The sequence below is a fragment of the Marinilabiliales bacterium genome (assembly GCA_007695015.1).
Lineage (GTDB): Bacteria > Bacteroidota > Bacteroidia > Bacteroidales > PUMT01 > PXAP01.
The window spans coordinates 1-25,461 of the sequence record REEN01000020.1 but is presented as its reverse complement, the minus strand read 5'-3'; the positions used below and the strand labels follow the sequence as shown (position 1 = coordinate 25,461).

The window sequence follows — 25,461 nt, the reverse complement described above, 5'->3', positions numbered from 1 at the left end:
CACATGAAAGTGGTAAAAAAATAACGTTTCAAGATGGGTTCTTCGCTCTAAGTAACAGGTTGGTAATTTAAATATTAATTAACTCTTCGATTTTGCTGATGAACTCTTTCATTTCTTCAAGTTTAATTTGAACCTCAGCTTTTTCAAATTCAATAAAAATGCCATAATCACTATCGGTTCTGTCTTCAAATGCTTTATAAATAATACTTCCAAGGCGGGTATCGACTTTACCTGATTTTACGAATTCTTTATTGAACCATCCAATCAATTGCTGATGTTTTGACGTTTTAAAATGATGCTTCAGTGCAAGTGCCAGCAGAATATAAAACATCCCATAATAGATTCTGGTAACGGCAGTGTTTAAATAGTTATTTTGCTATTTGAAATTCAACTTCTGCAATGGTATCATATGCCTGTTGTATCCTGTATTCTATAAGTTCATTTAAATTTTCAGGCATGAATACCGTTTTTTATTGCATCAGTAAATAATGGGTGTTTACCCCAGAATTTTGTTTCCAGGTCTTCTAAGTAGATGATTTTTGAATCAATAAAAACATCATGCTCCAGAGAAATATTAAAACAGATATTACGTACAAGGTTTTTTGTTGTCCAGTGAACTGGTGTGTTAAGAATTATAAGAACATCAAAATCACTGAACTCGTTTGCCTTCTTATTTATCCTGGAACCAAATAAAATAACCTTGTTTAAATCATCGCCCAGTTCCTCTTTCAAGCGTGATTTAACAGTTTTGAGAATATCTATATTGGTTGTCATGTTTGTCTTGACATATAATCGATTATCACAAATATACGAGACAATTTTAACTTAACCATATGCAGGATATATTCAGATCTATCAGTCTTAATAAACATACCTACATGGTAAAAAATTAATTTTCCTCAACTCTATGCTCAATGTATTTTTAACCCGGTAAAGGAAAGACTGCATGGCATTAAATTACAGAATATTTGTATATTAATTGGTTTTATTATTCTTTTTTGCAGATCAACATTTAATAATAACTAAGATGAACCGGTTTAAAATATCAGTATTCACAGTTTTAATATTGTTGTATTCTTGTGACGGGCAAAAGATTAAGGAACAACCGGGCACCGGCCTGACATATGCAACAGCCAGCCCGTTTCCACCAGATTTAATTACATTATCTGAATCGTGGGTAAAGGATCGTGAAGATCTGAATACAGCATATTTAAAATCGCTCGACCCCGAAAGGCTTCTTCATAATTTCAGGGAGAATGCAGGGTTGCCATCCGAAGCCAGTCCGCTTGAAGGCTGGGAAGCTCCATGGATCGGACTTAGAGGGCATTTCACCGGGCATTACCTTTCTGCTGTTTCATTTTTAGTTCACAGATACAGAGATAGCACCTTCCACCAACGGCTGAATTACATGGTCGGTGAACTTTATAAATGTCAGCAGGCATTGGGAAATGGCTATCTGAGTGCCTTCCCCGAAAGGGATTTCGACGTGCTCGAAACAAGATTTGGAGGGGTATGGGCACCTTACTACACTTATAACAAAATTATGCAGGGCTTATTGGATGCCTATGTTTATGCGGGCAACGAATTAGCATTGGAAATGGTTAAGGAGATGGCTGCCTGGGTTGAAATGCGCATGTCTAAACTCGATGATGAAACCATTGAAAAAGTCCTGTATAGCGTTGGAGCAAACCCCAATAACGAAGCGGGGGCGATGAATGAAGTGCTCTGTAAGCTGTATAAGGTAACAAAAGATCCGGCTCATCTGGCTTTGGCTGAATTATTCGACCGTGACTGGTTTCTCGACCCATTGGCCAGAAACGAGAATATTTTATCGGGCCTTCATTCCAATACACATATTGTTCTATTAAATGGCTTTGCGCAAGCTTATTCTATTGGCAGGGAAGAAAAATACCGCGATGCAGTGATCAATTTCTGGGATATGCTCATCAACCATCATGCTTATGCAAACGGTTCCAGCAGCGGCCCCCGCCCCAATGTTGTAACACCTGTTTCGCTTACGGCAGAGCACTGGGGTGTGCCCGGGCAATTGAGCAATACAATGACAAAGGAAATTGCCGAAACCTGTGTGTCGCACAATACTCAAAAATTGTCGGCAACCCTGTTTTCGTGGACCGCCGGTCCAAAGTATGCCGATGCCTGGATGAATACCTTTTACAATTCTGTAATGGCATTGCAAAGTGCCCATACCGGCAGGTATGTATACCATTTACCGCTGGGCTCACCACGACAAAAAGTTTTTTTGGAAGAAAATGACTTCCGTTGTTGCAACGGATCTTCAATAGAAGCCTTTGCACAGCTCAATTCGGGAATATACTACCACAATAATTCAGTCTTGTGGGTAAACATGTATATCCCGTCGAAGTTAAACTGGGCTGATAAGGGAATTAAAATAGAACAAACAGGAAATTTTCCTGAAAACCCTGGTGTTGAATTTATTGTCTCAACAGAAAACAGATCTGAATTTGAGCTCATGCTTTTTATACCATCATGGGCTGAAAAAGTTGAGATCTCTGTAAATGGCGAAAAACAGGATGTTCAAACCACCCCGGAATCGTTCCTGGGGTTAAAACGACAATGGGAAGATAATGACAGGGTCAGTCTGGCCTTTGAATATGACTTTCACATTAAAACCATGCCCGACGACAACAATGTGATAGCTCTATTTTACGGACCTATGCTGTTAGCTTTTGAGAGCAGTTCGGAATTGTTCCTCAAAGGCGATCATAAAACCATTTTGAGCAGCCTCTCTGCGGTAGATGGGAACAGTATGTTCAATCTTGAAAATAATGACAGAACCTACACACTCCGTCCATTATTCAATATAGAAGATCAGATGTACGGGGTTTATGCAACAATCAGGAATTATTAAAATTATAAAACAGATAACTTTTTCCGATGGTTTTTTGTGTCCACAGAATACCATTTTCCCGGTTATTTGGAGATATCATTGGATTCTCCTATTTTCGCCGGTGCAGGTAAACCCAGGAAATACATTTCCTGGCACTTACAGGCAAACGGCGATGGAGTTCGCCATGAACCACTGAAAACTCAGTTGATGACTCCTGTTTTACAATTCTGTTGAATTGTATGGCAGGGGTTTATTTTTTTATGCATAATCAACCAATGTCATGGCTGTCAGTCTTGCAATAATATTTATGCTGGGAATAATTGCCCACCAGCTGTTTACCAGGCTCAAACTTCCTGGCTTCCTGGGCATCCTGCTTCTTGGAATGATCATCGGGCCATATGGAGCCGACTGGATTGATGGCACCATACTTATGTTATCGGAGGATCTCAGGAGGATAGCGCTTATCATAATTCTTCTGAGGGCGGGACTCGGACTTAACATGATGACTCTCAAAATGGTTGGCGCACCTGCCGTCAAACTCGGTTTTATTCCGGTAATTCTTGAAGGAACAGCAATTATGCTGGCGGCAAGTTACATTTTTGGCATCAGCACAATTGAAGCCGGAATGCTGGGGTTTATAATTGCTGCAGTCTCTCCGGCAGTTATCGTACCCAAAATGCTGCACTATATGGAAATTGGCAAAGGTGCCGACAAAGGCATACCGGCAATGATCCTAGCCGGCGCTTCACTTGATGATGTGGTTGCGATAACAATCTTCTCGGCTTTCGCCGGATATTATACAGGTGCACAGGTAAATGTGGCCAGCCAGATATTATTGATTCCGCTTTCGGTGCTGACGGGAATTGCCGTTGGCGTTATTACCGGACTTCTACTGGTACTTTTGTTCAGAAAATTCAGCATCAGGCATACAAAGAAAACGCTTGTACTTCTTGCAACTGCAATTTTCATAACCTCGCTTGAAAACATACTTCAGGATATAATACCGCTGGCATCGCTGCTCGGGGTGATGGTTACAGGATTTGTAATACTTGAGAAATGGCCCGGACTGGGTATGGAAATCTCGGCCCGGTTAAGTAAGATCTGGGTATTTGCTGAGATACTGCTGTTTTTTCTGGTGGGCGCCGAGGTTAATTACATGCTGGCAGGACAAGCCGGCCTGACGGGTGTTGCAGTTATTTTCGGGGGACTGGCAGTGAGGTCGCTGGGAGTATTAATCTCATTGCACAAAACGGGGCTGACCCTGAAAGAAAAGGCATTCTGCATAACGGCCTACAGTCCCAAAGCAACTGTACAGGCAGCTATTGGATCGGTACCTCTTATGCTTGGCGTACCGGCAGGAGAACTTATAATGATAATGGCTGTACTTTCCATAATAATAACGGCACCCCTCGGGTCAATAGCAATGAGCCTTTCGGGAAAGAAGTACCTGGCTAAAAATAGTCCCCAATAATTTAATACATCCTGTCTACCCTCTCCCTGATCGTATTATGATATGATTTTTTCATATATTCCGGGAGAAAGCTGATATCAATAAAATCATGCCATTTTTCAACTGATGACCTGAATTTACTGAATATGTTTTCAACAGCCTTTCGGTCAACATTAAATCTGTATAATGCCTCAAAAAAGTCTCTCTTTCCTATTTTCTTTTTTTTCCCGTTTAAGGTGAGAGCCAGTTCTTCTTCGTCACCTTCCACAACAAGCTTTGATGCAACCATGTCATAAGCCGGACTTAACATGTAACCCAGTTCCGGTCTGTCAATAAGAGAAAAATTCTTTAAATGCATATCTGCATTTCCCGTAAGGAATGAGAAAAGAACTTGTTCAAAGAAATTAATAATATCTAATCCCGGATTGGTCGAGTATTTGACGATGGCTTTCCCGATTTGTTCATGTGACCCGTTATATTTTTGTTCAGTTAGTCTTTCTGTAAGCTGGCACATATCTTCCATATGAATTCTGGCCCCATTTGTCCTGTCAATCCTCCTGGTAATGTATGAAAGTTTACCGGAACTTAGCCTGATAAGAGAATGGGGCACTACATCAATTCCTGAAATTTCAGCAAGATGCATGGTAAGATCTTCGAGTTCAGGAAGAAACTTGTATTGATTTGTTGGTGGTTTTAAAATGTATCCACCCCAGAGTCCTACTATTGTAAATCGTTGGGGTTTGTCTTTCTTTGCCGGTTTTTCCAGATGCAAAGATAATTTTGGTTGTACCCCTGTCACAGTAGTTTGAGATTTAACTACCTTTTCAGCAAGCTGTAGCATTTGATCTTCTGAATAGGGCAAATCAGGGGGATCAGGTGTTCCGAATATTTTAACGGAGCATTTACTGTGAAATTCCGAAATGTCTTCTCCTAATGGTTCATAACAATATAAACATCGTCTCATATTCTGCAGTTATGAGTTATCGGCTTCGATACTGACTGCACCAATACAATCTTTGCAGCATGCAAGTAACAAACCCATCCTGTCACGGGAATCGAGTTTCCAGTTCCTTTGTGCAATCTCCAGCAACCAGCCTTCAGGAATCAATCCATCAAAAAAAGGAAACAAAATTCTGCTCACATAAGGTTTTTCCTGTAAGGGCAGGGTGAGACTGACTGGTTTAGCCACTGATCCGTTCAGGTAATTCACATCATAATTAAATGAATAACCGTCTACGGATTCAATTAAAAAACCGGCCAGTTCATTGTACATGTATACTCTTGCTTTTCTCATCATTTATAAGTTTTTCACGGTTCATTGGTTGTGGCCCAAGTTCCTGTCCGAACAGTTTCAAAACCTGATTTACTTTATCCATTCTCAAGGTTGTTTTACCCTGCTCAAGATCACGTATAAATCGCAATCCGACACCAGCTTTCCTGGCCAATTGCTGCTGATTCAGATTTAGTTGTCTTCTTTTATCTTTAAGAAAACAGGACAATGTCATCGGTGTGTGTTCCATACCATTATACCTTTACGGGTATAAAGATAGTAAAAATTAATTAACAAAATGAAGCTATACCCGAAAGGGTATAAGGCGGATGGTCGGGCATCATATTATACCCGATAAGGTCTGTTATCCGCCTAAAGTTTCGCGAACAACTCCTTTAACCCGGTGGGGTCAATGTCAAAACGATAGGTTTTATTATTGAATTCGGTAACATGGCTGAGATCAACCATGACACTTATTTTTTCATCTTCTTCCAGGATAACGCTTAACAGATTTCCAAACCTGGAGCCTTTGAATCTTGGATTTTCGGGAGTCTCCGGAGGTGGAAAATTAAAATCCCACATATGTGTTCCACCAGCGGTTTGACCCATTTCAATTATCTCACCTGAGTTGAGAGTAACCTTAATCGGCAGGTGAGTCTGGGTGTTGAAATTTACAACTTCGTTAAATCGTTTATGCATATTTTCAGGAGCTTCACTCCCGGCTTCATAGAACTCTGTAAACATCTCTCCACCCTTGCGGTTAGTTACAAAAATCTTCACTTTCAGAGGGGCCTCATCAATGTCTTTGCTTTGCATTGTTCCCTCAAACACCCCGGTTATCTCATTAAATTCATTGCCTGATGCGTCAGTTCTTCCTGCCACCTCCCAGGAACTGTTTCCAGCCTGCACTGCACCGGTGGGCGGAACCGGGATAAAGTCATCTGAAAATAGCGGTGGCGGAGCCTGAATTTGTGTTGTGTCTGCCCGGTTTTGCTGCTGAGGCGGTGATGATTCAGAAACGATGTTATCACTGATCCCGCTCTCCGGTCCGGCACCCCCTCCGTATCCGGCCGCTACAGTAATGTTAAGGAAAAGCATGGTAAGCAGCCCTGTTACAGGGATCAAAGCTAACTGCTTTAATACCGCCCTCTTTGCGGTTTCCTTTTTATTCAGCATGACCAGTCTTTTTTTAATGAAGAGGTAATTCAAAGGGCTTGACAGTTCCATACCAGGTCCCTGGCTGGTCTTTTTAATAAGAAGGTACTGGTATGTGACTGGTTCACAGCATTCCTTGACAGCAGACTCATCTGCCAGGAATTCGTGATTGAGGCGCAGGGCATCCCGGTAAAATGGCAGGAAGGGGTTTATCCATCCAAATATCCTCACCAGCTCAAAAAACAATATATCCAAGGTATGTTTCTGCCTGATATGGGTAAGCTCATGTCCCAGCACCGCCTGTTCAATAGTCCCGTTTTTGTAATCATCCTCGTTAACGAAAATATAATTAAGGAAGCTGTAGGGAATAATCTCCTCGCGGGTCAGGACAAGTTTTGCCTCGTAGTAGGGGACCGACCTGTTATTTCTTACCTTTTTGCTGAAAGCATGAATATTCCTTGAAAACCTTAAAAGGAAGCCTGTTGAAACTGCCAGGTAAACAAAAAGCAGCAGGTTGCCCAACAGATTGTTGTTTTTCCCTGAAAAGGGTTCTCCTGCAATGTCGATAATAGTGTCATGGTTATAATGATCACCCTGAACCGGGTGGTTTTCGTAGCCCTCAATGGCCGGGCAGTCCTTTACGGAGGCTACCATGGCCGGGTAGTGTTTTGCGGAGTCATCCATTGCCGGGACGTGGTTATCTGGACGGGCCGCGTCTTTACTTCTTTCGGCTACTGCGCCAGCCAAATCTAACCTGGCCAGTTTATCTCCTGCCGTGATAACCGGTTCAAATGCTGACAAAACCGGAATTCCTGTCTGAATGGGCACCAGGGGTACGGCAATAGGCAGTATGATGCTCAAAAGCAGGTAAAACCTGTTGAACCTGTGCATTTTTTCCTTTTCGAGGAAGAGGCGGTAGATAACAAGCAGCAGCGCAGAAAACAGGATTGCTTTGATGATGTAGGCGACCATGGTTCAGGGTTTTTCATAAGTTTTGCCGTCTGTTTTTACTGTATTCGTTGTTAAACGGGCCGTGACATAATCCTGCCCTTTGCCGGACCCGGCTCACGGCTTGTTTATGGCTTTTTTTTCTTTTTGATCTCCTGGTCAATTACCTTTTTCAGCTCTTCGAGCTCCTTTTCGCTCAGATTGGTTGTTTCGGTAAAAAACGTTGCGAACTGCAGGGCCGAGTTACTGAAGAAGTTTTTGATCATTCCCCTTACATGCCCGGAAAAATAGTCGGTTTTCGAGACAAGCGGAAAATACTGCCTTGAGTTACCGTACAGCTTGTAGCCTACAAATCCTTTATCCTGCATTCTTTTCAGCAGGGTTGCTACCGTGGTTGATGCCGGTTTCGGATCAGGATGGCTGTCAACAAGATTTTTAAGGAAAGCTTTTTCTTTATTCCAGATAAGCTCCATCAATTTCTCCTCAGCTTTTGAAAGTTTCATAATTCTACATGCTGTTATTAGGTTCTACAAATATAGAATCTGGTTATGATATTTGCAACTTATTTTTCAAAAAAAACTGCAAATCCTGCGATTTTTGCAATTCATTTCGTAAATTTACGAACTTCTAACTTGTAATTCTATTAAAACATACATCATGAGGACATTCAGTTTGTTGTTGATCGCCTTGTTTGTCGGTAGTTTCACTTTTGCGCAGGATGAACCGGGGCCTGTTATTTCGTTTGACAGGGAGTTGCATGATTATGGCACTATCCTTACAGATAACGTTCCCGAAGGAAAATTAACTTTTTTTGTCTACAACACGGGAACCGAGCCACTGGTACTGTCCAATGTAAGGGCCTGTTGCGGCACAAGGGTAAATGATTATACAAAGGAGCCTGTTGCGCCGGCTGACACCGGTTTTGTTGAGGTTGAGTTCAGGATCGTACCGCGGCCCCACAGGATCCGCCGTACAGTTACGATTCAGTCCAACGCCGTTAACCGTCAAACTGCAATACTGCGGATTCAGGGGGAGGTGACCGAACCCGAGTCAACGGAGATACTTCAGGAAGATTAAGGCGTCAATTAAGTACTTACCCGTGTTATGAGCTTCCCTGCCCCGCGATCAGTCCCCAAGACCTGAGACCGGGGAAGTGCGGTTTCCGTGATGCCATGATGCCGGGCCGTTACGATCCAGCCTAAAGCCAGATAATTTCCATAGTGCCCCCGATAGTTTCAGCTATCTGTTCCATCAGCTTCCAGGTTTTCCCCTTGGCTGACCGCCGCCCCCCCTGGTTGTCTGCCTTTTTTATGGTTACCGTTCGGGAATTCGCCCATAATAATTATTTTAGCGGTTCAGATGTCTCACAAAATATTTAAGTAATGAAGCAAACGAATATCGGATTTTCCGCACATGGTAAGGTTAAAACCGGAAAGCAATCGTATTATATGATTGCCGGCGGTCAGGTCACACTGTCACTCATTACGGCTCTGTTTTTTCTGGTTAGCCTGCCGGGACCCGCAGAAGCTTCGGTATTGGCTGAAGAGACGGGTGATGAACCGTCTGTATTTGGTGAAACTTCAGCGTTCTGGATGGCCACTGCCCCGGGCATAGCCTCAGCCTCCGTTGTCGCTTCGCCGCCAGCCGGTGAACCCGCCATTTCAGTGGCAAGGGTCAACACTACCACCGTCGGGAAGTATGAAAAATTCGAGTTATGGCTCGACCTGCACAATGTTGAAATAGATAATCCGTTTGATCCGGCCGACATAGATGTATATGCCCTTTTCACTGCACCGTCGGGAAGGGAGATACGAATTAACGGCTTTTACGATAATTACCGGGAGGCCGACCAGTGGAAACTGAGGTTCTCTCCCAACGAGACCGGGAAATATGAGTACCGTCTATTTGTCAATGATGCCGGCCGCACCGGCCAGCCAGTCGCCGGGTCATTCGAGGCTGTCGCTTCAGAACATCACGGCTGGATAAGGCAGTCTGACGTCAATCCCCGATATTTCAGCTATGATGACGGCACATCTTATTATGCTGTCGGTGTTTACTCTCCCTGGAGGAACGATGCAGAACGGTTCGAAACATTTGCCAGGCATAATGCCAATTTTTTCGGACTGTGGAACATCACATACGGTGGTTTCATCGGCGGAGCCGGACTTATTGAGGAGGAGCTGGGCCGCTACAACCAGGAGAAATGCGGGAGGATCGATTCTTTGCTGAAGATACTCGAAAAGGACGATATAAAGCTGATGTTTGCCATCTGGCCGCATGACCTGTTCTCTGCTACGGTATGGGCTACAAGGTGGGAAATTAACCCTTACAGGCATCTTATCGACGTAGCTGATGTTTACAGCGATTCTCTTGTCTTTGAGTACCAGAAGCAGAAGTACCGTTACCTGATAGCCCGTTATGCCCACAGCAGGAGCTGGGGTCTCTGGGAAATAATCAACGAGATGAACGGCACCGATGGCTGGGCCCAGGGGCGCCACCAGGAAGGGTTTGACTGGGTGAGGAAAACCCAGGATTATTTCCATGAAAATGATCCCTACGGCCACCCGGTAACGGCCTCCTTCAGCGGGGGATTTGACCAGTACCGCAGGGAACTCCACGAAATTGTCGATGTGCCCAACCTGCACCTGTATCCCACACAGGGATGGGAGATAAAATATCCGGGCGATACTTTGCGCAGCGCTATGTATAACTATGCCTGGGCTGCACGGCGGTTCTGGGACGAGGAGTTCATGAAACCGGCCATTTTTGGTGAATCGGGCGCCGAGTGGGAATACTACCCCCGGAACAGCAGGGAGTACCGCCTGGTTTACCACAATGCCATATGGGCGTCGCTCACAAACGGACTTGCCGGCATACCGGTGTGGTGGGACTATACTTTTCTGAATGACGAGGACTGGATGAAGCTCAAGTACCTGAGAAAATTCACCGACTATATAGATTTTGCCAACCTGCCGTTCGAGCCTGCCGAAGTCTCCGCCGGGGGGGGCGACGTATATGTTATGGATGCCGGCAGTGAGGCCTTCGGTTGGGTAAGGAATTACAGCAAAGACCGTGTCGAAGGGACGGTCATTGAGCTTGACGGCCAGGGCCGTGGCAGATATACGGTCAGCTGGTACGATACGTGGAGCGGACAGGTAACAGGAACTGAAAGGGTGAGGGCAAGGAACGGCAAGCTGCAGTTTACAGTGCCGGCGCTTCCGGAGCCCCATCCCGATGTGGCATTCAGGATCGTAAAGAATTGAAGTTTTTTGCCGGAATTCTGCAGCGACCGGCGTTAATGCCAGGTAGATACGGGATTGAAACAATGCCCGGAGGTCGGAATTCTGCAGTATCTTAGCTATCCGGACTTTCCGGGAAGTGAAGCCTCCCGCTGGTGAGCAACTGCTCACGACGGGTTAGCATTTTAAATTCAAAATGAAAGTGTTTGTAAACGATACCGGCATTGACCTTTTCGAAGGCGCCACCGTGAGGGATGCCCTGAACAAATATTTCTCAGCAGTGTTAAAGAGAGGGATAAAAACCCGTGAGCCACATGCTGATATACCGGTATATGATAAACATGGCAACATGGTGATGCCTGACGGCAGCCTTTCGGCAGATGACCGTGTCTATGTTGATGCCGGCAAATACTGATAAAGTCAAATGTGATGTTCCCTGTATACTAATCTATCAAAACCCGATGAACTTTAAAATATCAGGAAAGATCATCCTGCTGCTTTTTGCCGGGATTTTTATTTTTTCAGGCTGCGAAGAGCAGGAGACCCGGGTGGTCATTTTCCATACCAACGACAGCCATTCGCAGCTTGACCATTTCCCTTCACTTGCCTGGCTGGTGAACAACGAACGGGCGACGGAAGAGCATGTATTCCTTGTGAGCGCCGGCGATATATTCTCAGGCAATCCGATCGTCGACTATTATGACCCGAAAGGTTACCCGAAGATCGACCTGATGAACAGAGCCGGGTATAACATCAATACCATCGGGAACCATGAGTTTGATTACGGACTTGAGGTGCTGACCGACAGGATGGAACAGGCAGACTTCCCCTTTATACTTGCCAATCTCAACACTTCGGGTTCAGTTCTCGCTCAGCCCGATGCATACACCATACTCAGGGCGGGCAGGCACAGGATCGCGTTTCTCGGACTCGTTCAGCTGAATAACCAGGGGATACCTTCCGCCCATCCCGGCAATATGACCGGCATTGAGTTCTTTCCACCGGTTGAAACGGCAGGTGAGTATGAATATCTTACAGCAAGGGCTGATGCCGTGATCGGACTGACTCATCACGGTTTCGTGTCAGATACCATCATGGCAGCCCGGTATCCCTGGTTTGATGTGATAATTGGCGGTCACAGCCACACGCTCACCCTCAGGCCTGAAGAGCATAACGGGGTCCTGGTCACACAGGCAGGGTCAAATATGCAGTATGTTGGCAAGGTGACGCTGGTTTTCAGGGGCAGGGAACTTGTCGAAAAGAGCGCCGCGATGATACGGACATCCGGCATTGAAGGTGCTGACAGCGAAATAGCTGCCCTGGTGGAGATGTACAACGACAATCCCGCACTCAACAGGGTTATCGGCAGACTGGCAGAGCCACTTAAAAACAAGGATGAGCTGGGGATATTCATAACCGAGACTTACCGTAAATACGGCAACTTTGACTTTGCATTCCAGAATTACGGGGGCATAAGGGTGAACAGCATGGATGGTGATGTAAGGGTGAGGGACATATTCAGGATGGACCCCTTCGGTAACGAACTGGTGGGGATGGACCTGAGTTATCCTGAGCTTAAAAGGCTTATAGGCAACAGCCTTTCTTCACGCAACACCCCCTCGGTCCAGATTGCCGGCGGCACCATCGAAGTGCACCTGGCAGAGGACAGAAGCCTGCGTGATGTAAAGATCTTTGATCCTTCAGGCATGGAGCTTGTAACAAACCGGAAATACAGCGTTGCAATGCCTTCCTACATGGCCAGCGCCTTTGATTTTGAGAGAGAGGACCAGGGCACGGGAATGGGAATAATAACTGCCGCAGTGCTGATAGATCATATTGAAAAGAACCCCGACATCGGGATCACATACAGCACCAGGAGCCGGATAGTACAACACTGACAAAACCAAAATCATCATGACCGAGAAGGTGATCACAACCTATCTTGAGCTGACTGACAATGACTTGTTCAGGCCCAGCGAAGGATATCTTGAAAAGCTGGAGGTCCGTGAAGTCAGCTCCGAACCCTACCTGAACGCAGTGCTTTTTGCCGGTGTCGGAATGCCCTGGAGGTGGTATTCCAGGCTGGGATGGACCATGGATGAATGGGATGCCTGGTTTGCAGACCATGATGTGGCAACATTCCTCTGCTTCAGCGGCCGCGATCTGGCCGGTTACTATGAGCTTGAGTTTGACGGTGGTTCATCGGCAGAGATCAGGTTTCTGGGACTGTTCCCGCAGCATATGGGGAAAGGGCTCGGGGGCATGATGCTCTCCCATGCAGTCCGCAGCGCCCGTGAAAAGGGTGTGTCGCGGGTATGGCTTCACACCTGCACCAAAGATGCTGATGCAGCACTGTCCAATTACATGGCCCGTGGTTTCAGGGTTTTTAAAACAAAAGAGGCCGATGAGGACCTGCCCGGCAAGGAGGAGATGATAAATCGTATGAACCGGTTTATCGGCAGTTATATTGACCGTTTCGGCGCCGGCAGCTAATTATTGCCATTCAGAGCCTCCGTTTATATTTTTTTTCTACCTTAGCGATCAAACAGCACAAAAGAATACAATGTTTGATTACAAGGTGCGTGATCCGGTTGAAGTGGTCAGGAAACAGGCAGATGATCTGCTTGCCGGCTACGATTTCACCCTGATCCTTCGCGATCTCCCCAACATTATTATCATACTGAACCGGAACAGGCAGATTGTCTATATGAACAGGACCTTCTCCCGCCTCCTGAACCGGGATGAAGAGACAGCCGGCAACGGTATGAGGCCCGGAGAGTGCCTGCTGTGCATTCATGCTGTCAATGCCGAATATGGTTGCGGAAGCTCTGATTTTTGCAAGGTGTGCGGATTTTCCAATGCAATAGTCCGGAGCGAGAAAGGGGAGGCTTCCGCCGGCGAATGCAATATCACCCTCGACAAGGGAGAAACGATGAGTCTTAGTGTTTATACAAGGCCGTTCAGCCATAACGGCCAGGATTATGTCTTTGCCTACCTTCAGGATATTAGTGACCAGAAAACCCGCGAGCTTCTCGAAAACATCTTTCTTCACGACATAAATAATTCAATTTCTGTGCTTAACGGACTTAGTGAGCTTTTCGACGATCTGCCTCCGGGGGAGGTGCGGTCTATGATAAACGAGCTTTCATCCCGGCTGACAGATGAAATACAGTCCTACCGTCTCATAAGCGATGCTGAGAACCATACCCTCTCTGTTAAGGTTTCAGAAGTTAATTTAGACGATCTGATAACTGGTGTTATCAATACCCTGCTTGCCAACAACAAGCTGCGGAACAGGATAGTTAAATATGAAAAGTCAGGTGTTGAGATATATACGGATGAAACCCTGTTGAGAAGGGTGCTGATAAATGCGGTCAAAAATGCCCTTGAGGCCAGCGACGATACCCAGGAGGTGGTTGTTGCTGCCGGTCCTGCAGCAGATGACCCGGTATCGGCCGAGATAAAAATAATGAGTATTCCCGTAATTCCTGACGATATACAGCTCCAGCTTTTCCAGAGGTCATTCTCGACAAAGGGGGCCGGCAGGGGCTGGGGAACCTACAGTATAAGGCTGCTTACGGAGAGTTATCTCCGTGGCAGGGTGAGCTTTCGTTCAGACCGGGAAGCAGGTACGGTGTTTACCATAGCAATTCCCTCGCTAAATACTTACTGAATAACAAATAAAACCACGATCGCAAGATGGCAGGAAAAGATCATAACAAAAAGAAGAAAAGCCGGCCAGACGGCAACGACCCCGACGCCAACAAGCCCGCTGGCAACAACCCCCCCGGTTCCTCCGGCAACGACCCCGACGCCAACAAGCCCGCTGGCAACAAGCCCGCTGGCAACAACCCCACCGGCAGTGGCACCCCCGGCCCCGCTGGCAACAACCCCGCCAACCCCGCAGACAACCCCGGCTCCGGGAATGCTCCCCCCGCCCCGGTTGAATCCGGCTCAAAAGGTGTGCTTCGCTGGATAGAGGTTATGGGCAACAAGCTGCCCCACCCTTTCTGGATATTCCTGTGGATCTGCATCTTCATCGTCGTGCTCAGCGGCATAACCTCCCTGCTGGGGGTCAGCGCCGTCGATCCCGGCACGGGCGCCACCGTTAAGGCGCAGAACCTTATTTCAGGCGAAGGGCTGAGGCGTTTTGTCGAAGAGATGGTAACCAATTTTGCCCATTTTGCGCCATTCGGACTAGTTCTGGTGATGCTGATGGGAGTATCAATTGCCGAGAGGAGCGGACTGCTGACGGTGGCATTGCGAACGGTAGCATTCTCCGTGCCCAAACAGGTCGTTCTGCCGGTTATCTTCATTATCGGCGCATGCGGCAATATCGGTTCCGATGCCGGTATCGTCATTGTCCCCCCCATAGCAGCACTGATCTTTACGCAGATGGGACTTAATCCCATTGCCGGACTGATTGCAGGTTATGCAGGCGCCACCGCCGGATTTACTGCCAACTTCTTCATCGCCGGCACCGATGTGCTGCTTGCCGGCATAAGCTCAGAGATAACATCGCAGATGGTTGACGGGCAGGAGGTGAGCGCAACGGCCAACTGGTACTTTATGATCGCTTCAACGGTGCTGCTCGGGGCAGGAGGGGCCTTTATCGCCAAAAAGTACACCATCCCCGCATGCAGCCGTTTTGAATATGCTGCCGACACAACAATAACAACAGAGAGGGCAACGCTCACCCCGGTTGAGAAAAAGGGTCTCCGCCGGGCCGGACTCTCACTGCTTGTCTATACCATCCTCATCCTTGTCCTTGTGGTTCCCGAAAACGCTCCGCTGCGCAACCAGGTGACCGGTGGACTTGTCCCGTCGCCGTTTCTGCGGGGACTAGTTCCAATTTTATTCTTCTTCTTTGCCATCCCGGGCTATTTTTACGGCAAGACAACCGGCGCCATCAAAAAGCCCAACGATGTGCTCAGACAGATGGAACACGGCATGAAGGAACTGTCGGGTTATATCGTGCTGATGCTGGTTGTGGCCCAGTTCATCAACCTTTTCAACTGGTCGAACCTCGACTCCATACTTGCCATCAAGGGCGCTGAGTTTCTGCAGAGTACCGGACTAACCGGGCCTGTTATGTTCACCCTTTTCATGATACTGGTTGCCTTACTGAACATCTTTCTCGGCAGCGGGTCGGCCAAGTGGGCCATCTTTGCCCCCATATTCATCCCCATGCTGGCACAGCTCGGGTACAGCCCGGCCTTCGTGCAGCTCATGTACCGGGTGGGCGACTCGATAACCAACTGTGTTACGCCGCTCTATGTATATTTCCCGCTGCTGCTCGGATGGATACACAAATACAACAACCGTATCGGCATCGGCACCATTGTATCACTGCTGGTGCCTTACGCGGTCATTCTTTTCCTGATGTGGGTGTTCCTTCTCTTCCTGTGGTACGGTCTGAACCTTCCCATCGGGGTGGGAGAGACCATTCACCTGTAAGATAAAGATATCCCTTTCGGGGAAGTGCAGGTCACCGGCAGCCTTAGATCAGGAACATGACCGGGACCAGTATCTCGCGGGTGGGGTCGAAGTGAGAGGCAATGACCCCGTCGCCGGGCGCCAATTCTATTTTGAGATGCAGGATCAGCCTATTCGGCTGTCTCCTCTGCCAGGTTGTAGCCCCTGACCCAGTCAATATCCATCGAGGTGGGAAGTCCGTTACCGTCTTCACTGTCAACGCCGGAGCTGAAAAGTATATACATCGGCTCCTGCGGAATTCCCTGGGTTATTTTCTTGACCACGGTGTTGTTGATTTTCCATACCAGCATGCCGGGATACCACTCGAGTCTGAAAATGAAGAAGCCTTTCGCGAAATCTATGCCACCTACCGTCTCTGAGCTTTTTCTTATATTCTGCTTGTCGCCGTTACTTGTCCAGTAGTTGTTGAACTCGATCCTGTTCCTTTTCTTTCCCGAAAAACGGAACACGTCAACATGCGGGACCATCTGTTCCGATAACATCCAGAAAGCATGCCATACAGATGGAGCGCGGTGCATCCTCACTTTCGCTTCAAAGGCTCCGTACTTCTGGCGGAAGCTGGCCCCGGTGTTGACAAGTCCCGAGGTAAATTCAAAATCTTTCGGGAAAAAGCCAAGCGCCGGATCCCATGCCTGGCCGGTTACGGGTTCCCTGCGGGTATGAAGTTTAAGAAGCTTATCAGCCACCTCGTGATTCTTGCCTTCGGTGTAAAAGTGCAGGTCAGAAGCGACAGAGTATCCCTCTTTAAGCAGTTCTTTACCCCAGAAATATGTGGTCAGCCACTTTTTGCCGTCAAGGCTTTTGCCTGAAAAATCATCTTCAAACTCAAGCTTCCATTTTTTGACCTCATCAAATTTTCCCGAGGCTTTTGCCTTATGGTACCACTTGAGCTTCTTTGATTTCTTAAGTTCCAGGTACTCCTTTTCCTGCTGGTGCTCAGGGGTGCCGGAGAATTTGTCCTTCATCTCCAGGTACTCCCTGGTCTTTTTAAATTCATCTGAATTGACGTACTCTTCAAGCTCCCTGAATTTCTCCAGCTCAGGCGATCCGTCAATCTTACGATAATGCGTGAGATCCTTTTTCTTCGCCAGCTTGTAATAGGCGTTGATGCCCGGTGATTTTCTGAGGGTTGCTATCTCATCCTTGTCCTCTTCCCTGTTGGCGTCGATCTTATTTATTTCAGGCGAATTGTCAAACTTCTTAAAATCAGGAAAATAATTTGAGCCAATAAACCTGAAATACCCTTTGAACTCCGGTGATCTCTTCATGGAGTTGTACTCCTTGAACTTTTCATGAGCATCAGAGCCCTTGAACCGCTGGTTATTGATGAATTTTTTCCTGTCGCGGAAATCCTGCGAAGTGACGATCTCCTCCAGCTCATCGAATCTTTGCGGCTCCTTTGATTCTTCATAGCTGAGAAACTCTTCATACTCCTGTTTAAGCGCCGTATTTTGGGCCTCAATTCTTGATGTTCCGGTTAGCATACCAAGCCTGGACTTCAGTCCGAACTTGAATTTCAGCATGAAATTTGACATCGCAACAATCTTTTAGGTAATATGGAGATAAAGATATAAAAATCTAATTTACAAATAACTGAATATTTGTTGAAATTTGCATCATCCTGGGGCAGGGAACATTATCACGCCAGAAGCCGGGGATATTATGATGCCTCGAGCATGCAGCTTCTTACTGCCTCCACCAACTGCTCCAGTTGCAGCGGTTTGGTTATGTAATTGTCGCAACCAGCTTTCCTGCATCGTTCCCTTTCTCCGTTCATTGCATATGCTGTCTGGATGATAACAGGCAGGTCGCTCCTCTGCTCTTTCATTGTAACCAGCAGGTCGTATCCGTTTATATCAGGCATGTTAAGGTCAAGCAATACCAGTGAAAGATCAGGGTTTTCAGCAAAAAGTGTGAGTGCCTGCCCGCCTGTCTGGCCCCAGAGGATGGTGGCCCCTGTTTTTTTCAGCATCACTTCAATAAGCCTGTAGTTCACCTCAAGATCTTCCACGACAAGAATTTTATGCCCCGTCAGCCGGGGATAGTCCACCGCAACCACTTGCTTTCTCTCCTGCACGGTTTTCGAATTAACCGGGTGCCAGGGAATTGAGAGATAAAAGCATGAACCTTTTTCCGGCTCAGATTCAGCCCAGATCGATCCGCCCAGCAGTTCGGCAATGCTTTTTGAGATCGACAGCCCCAGTCCCGCACCCCTGTGAAAGTCCCCGTCCTCCCGGTCAATCTGGCTGAAGCGGTCGAAGATCTGCTCAAGTTTATCGGAGGGGATACCCCGGCCCGTATCCTTCACATAAAAAAGCAGGGATTTATCCTTCTCAAGGCTGTATCCGAATTCAATCTTGCCTGTTCTGGTAAATTTCAACGCGTTGCTCAGTAAATTGGTGATGATCTGCCTGAGCCGTTGCTGGTCTGTTACCGTCTGGAGCGGCATGGAGCTTTTCTCCTTCTTCAGCACGAAAAGGGTGTCATCCTCCCTCTCCCTGACCTGGGGCATGAACGATTCGTATATCTCATCCATAAGGGCCTCCAGGTTGCAGGGTTCGGGCCTCATTGCTATCTGCCCCGCCTCAATTTTTGATACGTCAACAATGTCGTCAATTAGCTGAAGGAGCACGTTTGAATTCTCTCTTATAAGCAGTGAAAACTGAACCCTGTCACTGAAGGCTGTCTCAGGGTCTCCCAGTAATCCTGACAGTCCCACTATGGCATTCATCGGCGTACGTATCTCGTGCGACATGTTGGCCAGGAAGGCAGATTTCAGCTTGTCGCTCTCCTCGGCCTTCTCTTTGGCTTTCCGCAAAGCATCCTCCATCTGTTTGCGCTTGCTTATATCATCCTTGATTGCCACGAAATGCGTTATCTCTCCGTCCCTGTTAGTAACCGATGAAATGCTGACCAGCTCCCAGAAAAGAGTTCCGTCCTTTTTCCTGTTGAGGATCTCTCCCTGCCATTCGGCGCCGCTTCTTATCCTTTCCCACATATCCTTGAAGAACATATCATCATGGTGCCCGGAGTTTATGATCTTCATATTCTCGCCCATCACCTCGGCAAAGCTGTAGCCGGTTGAATTTATAAACGCCGGGTTCACATATTCGATGTTTCCTCCGGGATCGGTTATCACCACTGTAACGGGCGAGTTCCTGATGGCCCTGGAAAGGATTCTCAGCCTGTATTCAGCCTCCCTCCGCCGTGTTATCTCGATCGACACGCCTCCGATCTGCCTCTTCCCTTCATGGTCAAACAGGCAGAATTTATGAGTTGTGTATACCCTTTCCCTACCGTGCTTGTCTGTCAGCACCTCTTCAACCGTTATACTTTCACCGGCAAGTACCCTTTTGTCTTCATCCATCACCCGGCCGGCCGTAGTTCTGTCGTATATATTGTAGGGCGTCTTGCCCAGGCAATTTGACTTTCCGAAAACCCTGTCCATGTGCCTGTTCAGGTAAACGGCCCTGCTTTCACCGTCCTTTATGAATACGCCCAGCGGCAGGTCATCCATAAAATCTCCGAACATCTTACCGGTTTGGAAAGATGCGGGGGAGTGCAGACTACCCGATTGTCGGCTGTGCCGGAGCAGCAGGTATGATGCAGCAACTGAAACAAGAATGACCATTGCCGCTGCAACGCCCGTAAAAAGAATGCTGCCGCCATTGGCTGCAAGGAACAGGAGGGTTGCGGCAAGTAATGAGGTTGCAATGATCGCTGCCGCTAACGGCAGCACCTTCCTGAGCGCTGATTTGTTGCCTTTTATCATCAGGCCTGAAGAAACATATTTTTGCCGGGTAAGAAAAATATTTAATGCAGAATCGGCTGGTTTTTACCTGTTAATTTATCAACAGTGAGGGTATGTTTTCTGCGACGGCAATGTTGATAAAGTAAAGCCGGCAGGAAAACACTGCCGGCCATGGATTTGCATCAGCCAATGATATTGCATGCAGTTACACGTGCTCAACGGGAGCAGGGGCCCCGCATTATCTTTTAAGGCAGGTTGTAGGCGGCTTCCCTCTGCCTTGCCTCCTCGAGCCATACAGGCAGTACGTTCTGTTTGAAATCAGCTTTCTGCGACCTTATCTGTGCCATGTCGAGTCCCACAATCTCCTGAGCCTTCTCCTTTGTTGAGAAATCGGGCAGCTCCAGGGGCTGCGGCACTCCGTACCTGCCGAATATCCTTGCCAGGTGCACCCGGGCCTCCTGGGACTTCTGTATGGAGGTTCCGAGCACCCTCAGCGCTTCGTTGGGAGAGTGGAACCCCATGCTGTTTGCTGCAGCCACCCAGTCCCATCTCCACTGGGCATGCCTGATAAGCTGGAGCACATCGTGCATCTCCTCTTCGGTGGCCCCTGCATCCCACGCCGCCTTTGCTTCGAGGTGCAGGCGTGCCAGGTTCTTCTCGGTAATGCGTCTGAGTTCGCTTATGCGGGCCTGGCGGTCATAGACATTTTGCAATAGTGTTTCCTCACTTTCACGGTGGCATACCTGGCATGATCCCGCTATGTTGTTGAGTGGACTCTGCAGGTGGTGATTAGTGAATTTCATCCCCCCCTCCCTCTGGTATGGCATGTGGCAGTCCGCGCACGAAACGCCCCTCTCTGCATGGATCCCTGTTTTGAAAAGTTCATAGTCCGGGTGCTGGGCCTTAAGCATCGGCGCCCTGCTCAGTCCGTGCACCCAGTCCGTGAACTCATGGTAATCAAAGTAGGCCTCCATGTCATCGGCGCTGAATCCCATGTCCCACGGGAAGGTCAGGTAGGTTTCCTCTCCCTTGAAATAGTATTCCACATGGCACTGGGCACATACCAGGGAACGCATCTCCTGGTGGGTGGCGTGCTCAATGTTCCTGCCCTGCCTTTCGAAAGCTTCGGCCAGCGCCGGCCTTGTTATCCTGAGGTTCATGGTCTGCGGATCGTGGCAGTCCTGGCACCCTATGGAGTTTACTATTTCACTTCCCATATCTGACCAGGAGCTGCTGTAGAACTCCCTTACCCCTATCTCGTTCATCACCCTCGGCACATCGGTGCTCTTGCATGTCCAGCATGTGGCTGGCTGCGGCTGAACCGTCCGCAACGTATTATGCACATCGGTAACCGAGTAGTAGTGGCCGCGTCCCTGGTTATAGTCCCTTGCAAATGCATAGCCTGCCCACATGATCACCAGCTCAGGGTATTTCTCAAGGTAATCTATCATTACCGAGCCGTAATATCTGCTCTCGAATGTGGTGTCCTGTGTCATCATGTATGATTCGTACTGGCGCGGGAAGTTCTGCCCCCACACCTCGTGCCTGGGCTCCCAGTCCGGTATCGGCTTCACCATCTGGAAGTAAAGCTGTGCCTCGCTTCGCCTTTCAACGATCGAGGCGGCAAACAGTCCGATAAGGAATACAATCACGACTGTGCCGAAGAAAAGGACCCAGTTGAGCCAGGGTTTCTTTTCGGAGAGTTCTTTAATGGTTGCCATAGGGTTATCGGTTTAATTTTCTGACATTTTCTGGTTCTGCTCTATTAGCTCTAAAACTGATGTTATCTACTTACCATGAGTTTTTGTTTACTGAACAATTCCGGTCATTCTCTTTCCCCTCCCAGGAAATCCCTGAGCCACTGCGGCATTATTGAAGGCAGCCTGGGAACCAGCGAGTATGGGGCAGAAGAAAGGCTTCGTACCGTGCCGTGCGGTACATCCCTGTGGCAGTCCCAGCACCTGTGTCCCTCGCCTTCAAGATGATTCCTGCCGGTAACCTCAACAAGCCTGGTCATCTCCACCAGGTCCTGGTGACACCTGATACAGTTATCCTGCACTACATTTATGCCCCGCTGTTTTATCTCAATTGTCTGGGGCTCTGCCCTGGCCGTGAACACATATGCATGCCTCATTCCGTCGGTCCCCTTAACGTAATACTTGCTGAAAACGTTATCCTGCGGCACGTGGCACTCTGCACAAGTGGCTGTTTCGCGGTGACTGCTCTTAGCCCATGACGCATACTGCGGGTACATAACGTGGCAGTTGATGCAGGTCTCGGGCTTGTCGGAAATGTAGGATTGTGCCTCTGAGGCGTGAAATACCAGCAGGGCAATGCCGGTAAATACCCCGAGAAGGATTACCACCGCAGGCTTCCAGCCGGGGGGCGGTTCCAGGAACAGTATCAGCTTTTTTATCATAGCTGCTGTCGGTTTATGAAGTTGCGGCACCCTTGTATGCGAAAAACAACACCAACTCACTATTTCCCGGCCCTTGTTATTTTGGCGATGCAGTACCGAATAGCGATTTCAAACCAAAAGTATCAAAAAAACTCTTTCAGGTCAACAGCCAATGTCAATTTTCATGTGTTTTTTCAGCTAATTTTAAATTAATCCAAAATCGCCGAAGCCGGATTACGTCTATTTTGGCTCTTTTATCATTGTGAGTACCATCTTGTAGCGTTCTACCGCCTTAAGTGCGTGCGGTATGTTGGCTGGCATGATGATTGAATCTCCCTTGCTGAGCAGGTGCTTCCTGCCGGCAGTCAGATGCCAGCATGGCCCGGGCGCTAATTCATTCGTATAAAGTATAGTTAGCAAATTGTTTCACAATGTGTTACAAATTCATGATTCGGATAATCTGCTTTTCAATCCATGGAACCCCCATGCTTTATTCATGTTATTTTATCTGACGAAGTCTGATGGGGCTTTCAGAAATGATGGCCTCAATACCAGCATGAGCCATACCCAGTTATTGACCTCATCCTTGCTTCCGCCCTTGAGGCGCTCCATAGCTTCAGTGGCGAACATCTGCGAATACCCGGCCCTGACAGTAGCCTGCTCGAAGAGGGTATAGCCGGCAAAAATATCTATTTCAGTTCCCAGGTATTGGCGTTCGCCTTCCCTGCCACCCCCTGCAATCAGGATCTCCCCTTCTGAAATGAAGGCATGAAGCCTGAACCCGGCCGACCAGCGTTCACGCCTGAAATTCATCCCACCGTAAAAATCAATCAGTCCCACATCATTCAGATGGTTCCCCACGTAAAAATAGTCCATGTGCCCGTTGAATGCATGATTGGTCCCGAAAAGCGGGGTGAAGGAATTGTTCCTGGTGCGGGTTGCCATATCCGGTTCGTCGGTACCCGAAAGCAGTTCAAATCCCCCGCTCAAAGTTATCGCTTCATTCAGCGGATGGGCATATTCCATTGCCAGGTACCAGGCCAGGAGGCTTGAGCCCGTCGGGTCATCACCGGCCTGCAGGTAGGCAGAGCCGGAAAGGCTGCCCGGACTCGGACTGTAAACCAGCCTGCCGCCGGTTGTCAGCAAAAATGTCATTTGGCCGGGAGTGTTCTGGTAACCTGTATTGAGCATCAGCAGGCTCCATGTGACCTGTTCGGCATTGCGGTTGAGCCAGAGGTACTGGAAGGTCTTGTAGTTGGTGAGCGGGTAGAAAGTTCCGGTACGCCTCTCCCTGTCCTGGTTGAATGCGAACCCGGCATGCAGCCGGGTGTTTTCTGAGGATTGCCATTTCAGCACGGCTGCGTCATGGCTGCGGCCCTGCTGTGCCCAGTCAACATTGCCGAAGATACGGGCATTGTCGTAAACTATCTCCTGCCTGCCCGCCTTCAGCTTAACTGCCTCAGAGAGTTTAACCTCACCCCACGCCTCGTGTACCGACGAGAGGGCATCGCTCCTGTTGAGCTGGGGTACTTCACCCCACACCCTCACATCCTGGAAACTGAACCCGAAGGAGTAATCCTCCTGTGCCACACCCAGGTTCAGCCGGGTGCGCTGCGAGATAAAAAAAGCCGGATCATCATCAGCGAACATGAGGCTTTGGAACCCGTGCCTGAACTCGGTTCTGGGCCTGTATTCCCCCGAAAGGGAAAACTGGGCCTTCAGTCCGGTACCGCTTATGAGTGTCACGAGCAGTGCGGTTATTACCAATCTGGTATGCATGGCAGATATTTTCGGAGTTATTATGATCAGTTGTACAAGTTACAAAAAATTTCAGTTTACTGATTTTCCCTGCCGAAACCAGTTCCCCCGCCGGCCGGTGTACCCGGTTCAGCCGGTACTGCCGTCGATGCCGGAGTTGCTGCCGAAACCAGTTCCCTCGCCGGCCGGTGTACCCGGTGCTTACTTCAAAACGGATGCCCCCGCCGAAACCGGCGGGGAACATCAGCATCCGATCAGTTTAGGAACATTTTGAGATCCTCGTCGGGGGTGGTGATACCGCCTATCCCGAACTGCTCAACCAGCACTTTTGCCACGTTGGGCGAGAGAAACGCCGGCAGGGTAGGGCCGAGGTGAATATTCCTGACTCCCAGGGAAAGAAGCGCAAGCAGCACTATTACCGCCTTCTGCTCGTACCATGCTATGTTGTAGGCTATAGGGAGCTCGTTGATATCGTTCAGCTCGAATATCTCCTTCAGCTTCATCGCCACCACGGCCAGCGAGTAGGAGTCGTTGCACTGACCCGCATCAAGCACCCGGGGTATGCCTCCAATGTCACCCAGCGGCAGCTTGTTGTAACGGTACTTGGCGCAGCCAGCTGTGAGAATTACCGTATCTTTTGGCAGCTTCTCGGCAAATTCGGTATAGTAATCACGATCTTTCATACGGCCGTCGCAACCTGCCATAACGAAGAATTTTCTTATAGCTCCGCTTTTAACCGCGTCAACAACCTTGTCGGCCAGAGCAAACACCTGTGCATGGGCGAAGCCGCCAACTATCTCACCTTTCTCTATCTCTATCGGGGGACTGCAGTTTTTGGCGTGTTCTATGATCTCACTGAAGTCCTTTTTTCCGCCTTTTTCACGGTCGGCTATATGTTTGAAACCGTTAAAACCTGCTGCACCGGTTGTATATACCCTCTCACGGTATGTTGCATTTTTTGAAGGGGGAACCAGGCAGTTGGTGGTGAACAGTACGGGGCCGTTGAAGGTTTCAAACTCCTCCTTCTGTGCCCACCAGGAGCTTCCGTAGTTGCCCACGAAGTGCTTGTATTTTTTGAATGCCGGGTAATAGTTTGCCGGCAGCATTTCGCTGTGGGTGTAAACATC

General features: G+C 48.2%; 24 protein-coding genes. 10 read left to right on the top strand and 14 right to left on the bottom strand.

Annotated elements, in window-relative coordinates; genetic code table 11:
* Positions 1-67: 67 nt before the first annotated feature.
* Both EA408_00805 and EA408_00800 read right to left on the bottom strand, forming a co-directional pair.
* Positions 68-331 (bottom strand): HEPN domain-containing protein, encoded by a 264-nt coding sequence (locus EA408_00805; GenBank protein ID TVR75226.1) that lies wholly within the window; start codon positions 329-331, stop codon positions 68-70.
* Between the two features lie 119 nt (positions 332-450).
* Positions 451-774, bottom strand: a complete 324-nt coding sequence (locus tag EA408_00800) for a nucleotidyltransferase domain-containing protein (GenBank protein TVR75225.1) — start codon at positions 772-774, stop codon at positions 451-453.
* Positions 775-1,027: 253 nt separating this feature from the next.
* On the opposite strand from EA408_00800, the gene EA408_00795 reads away from it, so the two are divergent.
* Positions 1,028-2,890, top strand: coding sequence for a hypothetical protein (locus EA408_00795; protein TVR75224.1), 1,863 nt, complete (start codon positions 1,028-1,030; stop codon positions 2,888-2,890).
* Positions 2,891-3,149: 259 nt separating this feature from the next.
* Positions 3,150-4,340, top strand: coding sequence for a sodium:proton antiporter (locus tag EA408_00790; protein TVR75223.1), 1,191 nt, complete (start codon positions 3,150-3,152; stop codon positions 4,338-4,340).
* A 1-nt stretch (position 4,341) separates the two neighbouring features.
* Here the strand turns inward: EA408_00790 and EA408_00785 are convergent, their stop codons facing one another.
* From EA408_00785 to EA408_00765, 5 genes are all read right to left on the bottom strand, one after another.
* Complete coding sequence (locus tag EA408_00785) at positions 4,342-5,283, bottom strand: type II toxin-antitoxin system HipA family toxin (GenBank protein TVR75222.1); 942 nt, start codon at positions 5,281-5,283, stop codon at positions 4,342-4,344.
* A 9-nt stretch (positions 5,284-5,292) separates the two neighbouring features.
* Positions 5,293-5,613, bottom strand: coding sequence for a phosphatidylinositol kinase (locus EA408_00780; GenBank protein TVR75221.1), 321 nt, complete (start codon positions 5,611-5,613; stop codon positions 5,293-5,295).
* Entirely contained in the window at positions 5,582-5,824 is a 243-nt protein-coding gene (locus tag EA408_00775) for a transcriptional regulator (protein ID TVR75228.1), read from the bottom strand. The genes EA408_00780 and EA408_00775 overlap by 32 nt, the downstream gene beginning before the upstream one ends.
* A gap of 137 nt (positions 5,825-5,961) precedes the next feature.
* Positions 5,962-7,716, bottom strand: a complete 1,755-nt coding sequence (locus EA408_00770) for a hypothetical protein (GenBank protein ID TVR75220.1) — start codon at positions 7,714-7,716, stop codon at positions 5,962-5,964.
* Between the two features lie 104 nt (positions 7,717-7,820).
* Positions 7,821-8,198, bottom strand: a complete 378-nt coding sequence (locus EA408_00765) for a BlaI/MecI/CopY family transcriptional regulator (protein TVR75219.1) — start codon at positions 8,196-8,198, stop codon at positions 7,821-7,823.
* 151 nt (positions 8,199-8,349) lie between these two features.
* On the opposite strand from EA408_00765, the gene EA408_00760 reads away from it, so the two are divergent.
* From EA408_00760 to EA408_00730, 7 genes are all read left to right on the top strand, one after another.
* Positions 8,350-8,769, top strand: coding sequence for a DUF1573 domain-containing protein (locus tag EA408_00760; protein ID TVR75218.1), 420 nt, complete (start codon positions 8,350-8,352; stop codon positions 8,767-8,769).
* 305 nt (positions 8,770-9,074) lie between these two features.
* Positions 9,075-10,955 (top strand): DUF5060 domain-containing protein, encoded by a 1,881-nt coding sequence (locus EA408_00755; protein ID TVR75217.1) that lies wholly within the window; start codon positions 9,075-9,077, stop codon positions 10,953-10,955.
* A gap of 172 nt (positions 10,956-11,127) precedes the next feature.
* On the top strand, positions 11,128-11,346 hold the full coding sequence (locus EA408_00750) for a hypothetical protein (GenBank protein TVR75216.1): 219 nt from the start codon (positions 11,128-11,130) through the stop codon (positions 11,344-11,346).
* Complete coding sequence (locus EA408_00745) at positions 11,312-12,829, top strand: bifunctional metallophosphatase/5'-nucleotidase (GenBank protein TVR75215.1); 1,518 nt, start codon at positions 11,312-11,314, stop codon at positions 12,827-12,829. Before EA408_00750 ends, EA408_00745 begins: the two co-directional genes overlap by 35 nt.
* 16 nt (positions 12,830-12,845) lie before the next feature.
* Positions 12,846-13,424: a GNAT family N-acetyltransferase gene (locus EA408_00740; protein TVR75214.1), complete on the top strand. Its 579-nt coding sequence runs from the start codon at positions 12,846-12,848 to the stop codon at positions 13,422-13,424.
* Between the two features lie 70 nt (positions 13,425-13,494).
* Positions 13,495-14,604: a hypothetical protein gene (locus EA408_00735; protein TVR75213.1), complete on the top strand. Its 1,110-nt coding sequence runs from the start codon at positions 13,495-13,497 to the stop codon at positions 14,602-14,604.
* 311 nt (positions 14,605-14,915) lie between these two features.
* The gene (locus tag EA408_00730) at positions 14,916-16,388 is read left to right on the top strand and encodes an AbgT family transporter (protein TVR75227.1); all 1,473 of its coding nucleotides are present in this window, start codon (positions 14,916-14,918) and stop codon (positions 16,386-16,388) included.
* 149 nt (positions 16,389-16,537) lie between these two features.
* Here the strand turns inward: EA408_00730 and EA408_00725 are convergent, their stop codons facing one another.
* From EA408_00725 to EA408_00700, 6 genes are all read right to left on the bottom strand, one after another.
* The gene (locus tag EA408_00725) at positions 16,538-17,962 is read right to left on the bottom strand and encodes a glycosyl hydrolase family protein (GenBank protein TVR75212.1); all 1,425 of its coding nucleotides are present in this window, start codon (positions 17,960-17,962) and stop codon (positions 16,538-16,540) included.
* A 125-nt stretch (positions 17,963-18,087) separates the two neighbouring features.
* Positions 18,088-20,199, bottom strand: coding sequence for a PAS domain-containing sensor histidine kinase (locus tag EA408_00720; protein TVR75211.1), 2,112 nt, complete (start codon positions 20,197-20,199; stop codon positions 18,088-18,090).
* 224 nt (positions 20,200-20,423) lie between these two features.
* Entirely contained in the window at positions 20,424-21,899 is a 1,476-nt protein-coding gene (locus EA408_00715) for an ammonia-forming cytochrome c nitrite reductase (GenBank protein TVR75210.1), read from the bottom strand.
* 104 nt (positions 21,900-22,003) lie between these two features.
* Positions 22,004-22,597 (bottom strand): cytochrome c nitrite reductase small subunit, encoded by a 594-nt coding sequence (gene nrfH / locus EA408_00710; GenBank protein TVR75209.1) that lies wholly within the window; start codon positions 22,595-22,597, stop codon positions 22,004-22,006.
* Positions 22,598-22,816: 219 nt separating this feature from the next.
* Positions 22,817-22,996, bottom strand: a complete 180-nt coding sequence (locus EA408_00705; protein ID TVR75208.1) for a hypothetical protein — start codon at positions 22,994-22,996, stop codon at positions 22,817-22,819.
* Between the two features lie 84 nt (positions 22,997-23,080).
* Complete coding sequence (locus EA408_00700) at positions 23,081-24,355, bottom strand: hypothetical protein (protein TVR75207.1); 1,275 nt, start codon at positions 24,353-24,355, stop codon at positions 23,081-23,083.
* On the opposite strand from EA408_00700, the gene EA408_00695 reads away from it, so the two are divergent.
* Positions 24,354-24,608: a hypothetical protein gene (locus EA408_00695; GenBank protein TVR75206.1), complete on the top strand. Its 255-nt coding sequence runs from the start codon at positions 24,354-24,356 to the stop codon at positions 24,606-24,608. The two genes, EA408_00700 and EA408_00695, sit on opposite strands and share 2 nt — an antisense overlap.
* On the opposite strand, the gene EA408_00690 is transcribed toward EA408_00695, so the two are convergent.
* Positions 24,589-25,461: hydroxylamine reductase (locus tag EA408_00690; GenBank protein TVR75205.1), on the bottom strand; the 873-nt coding region annotated here is incomplete at its 5' end. The two genes, EA408_00695 and EA408_00690, sit on opposite strands and share 20 nt — an antisense overlap.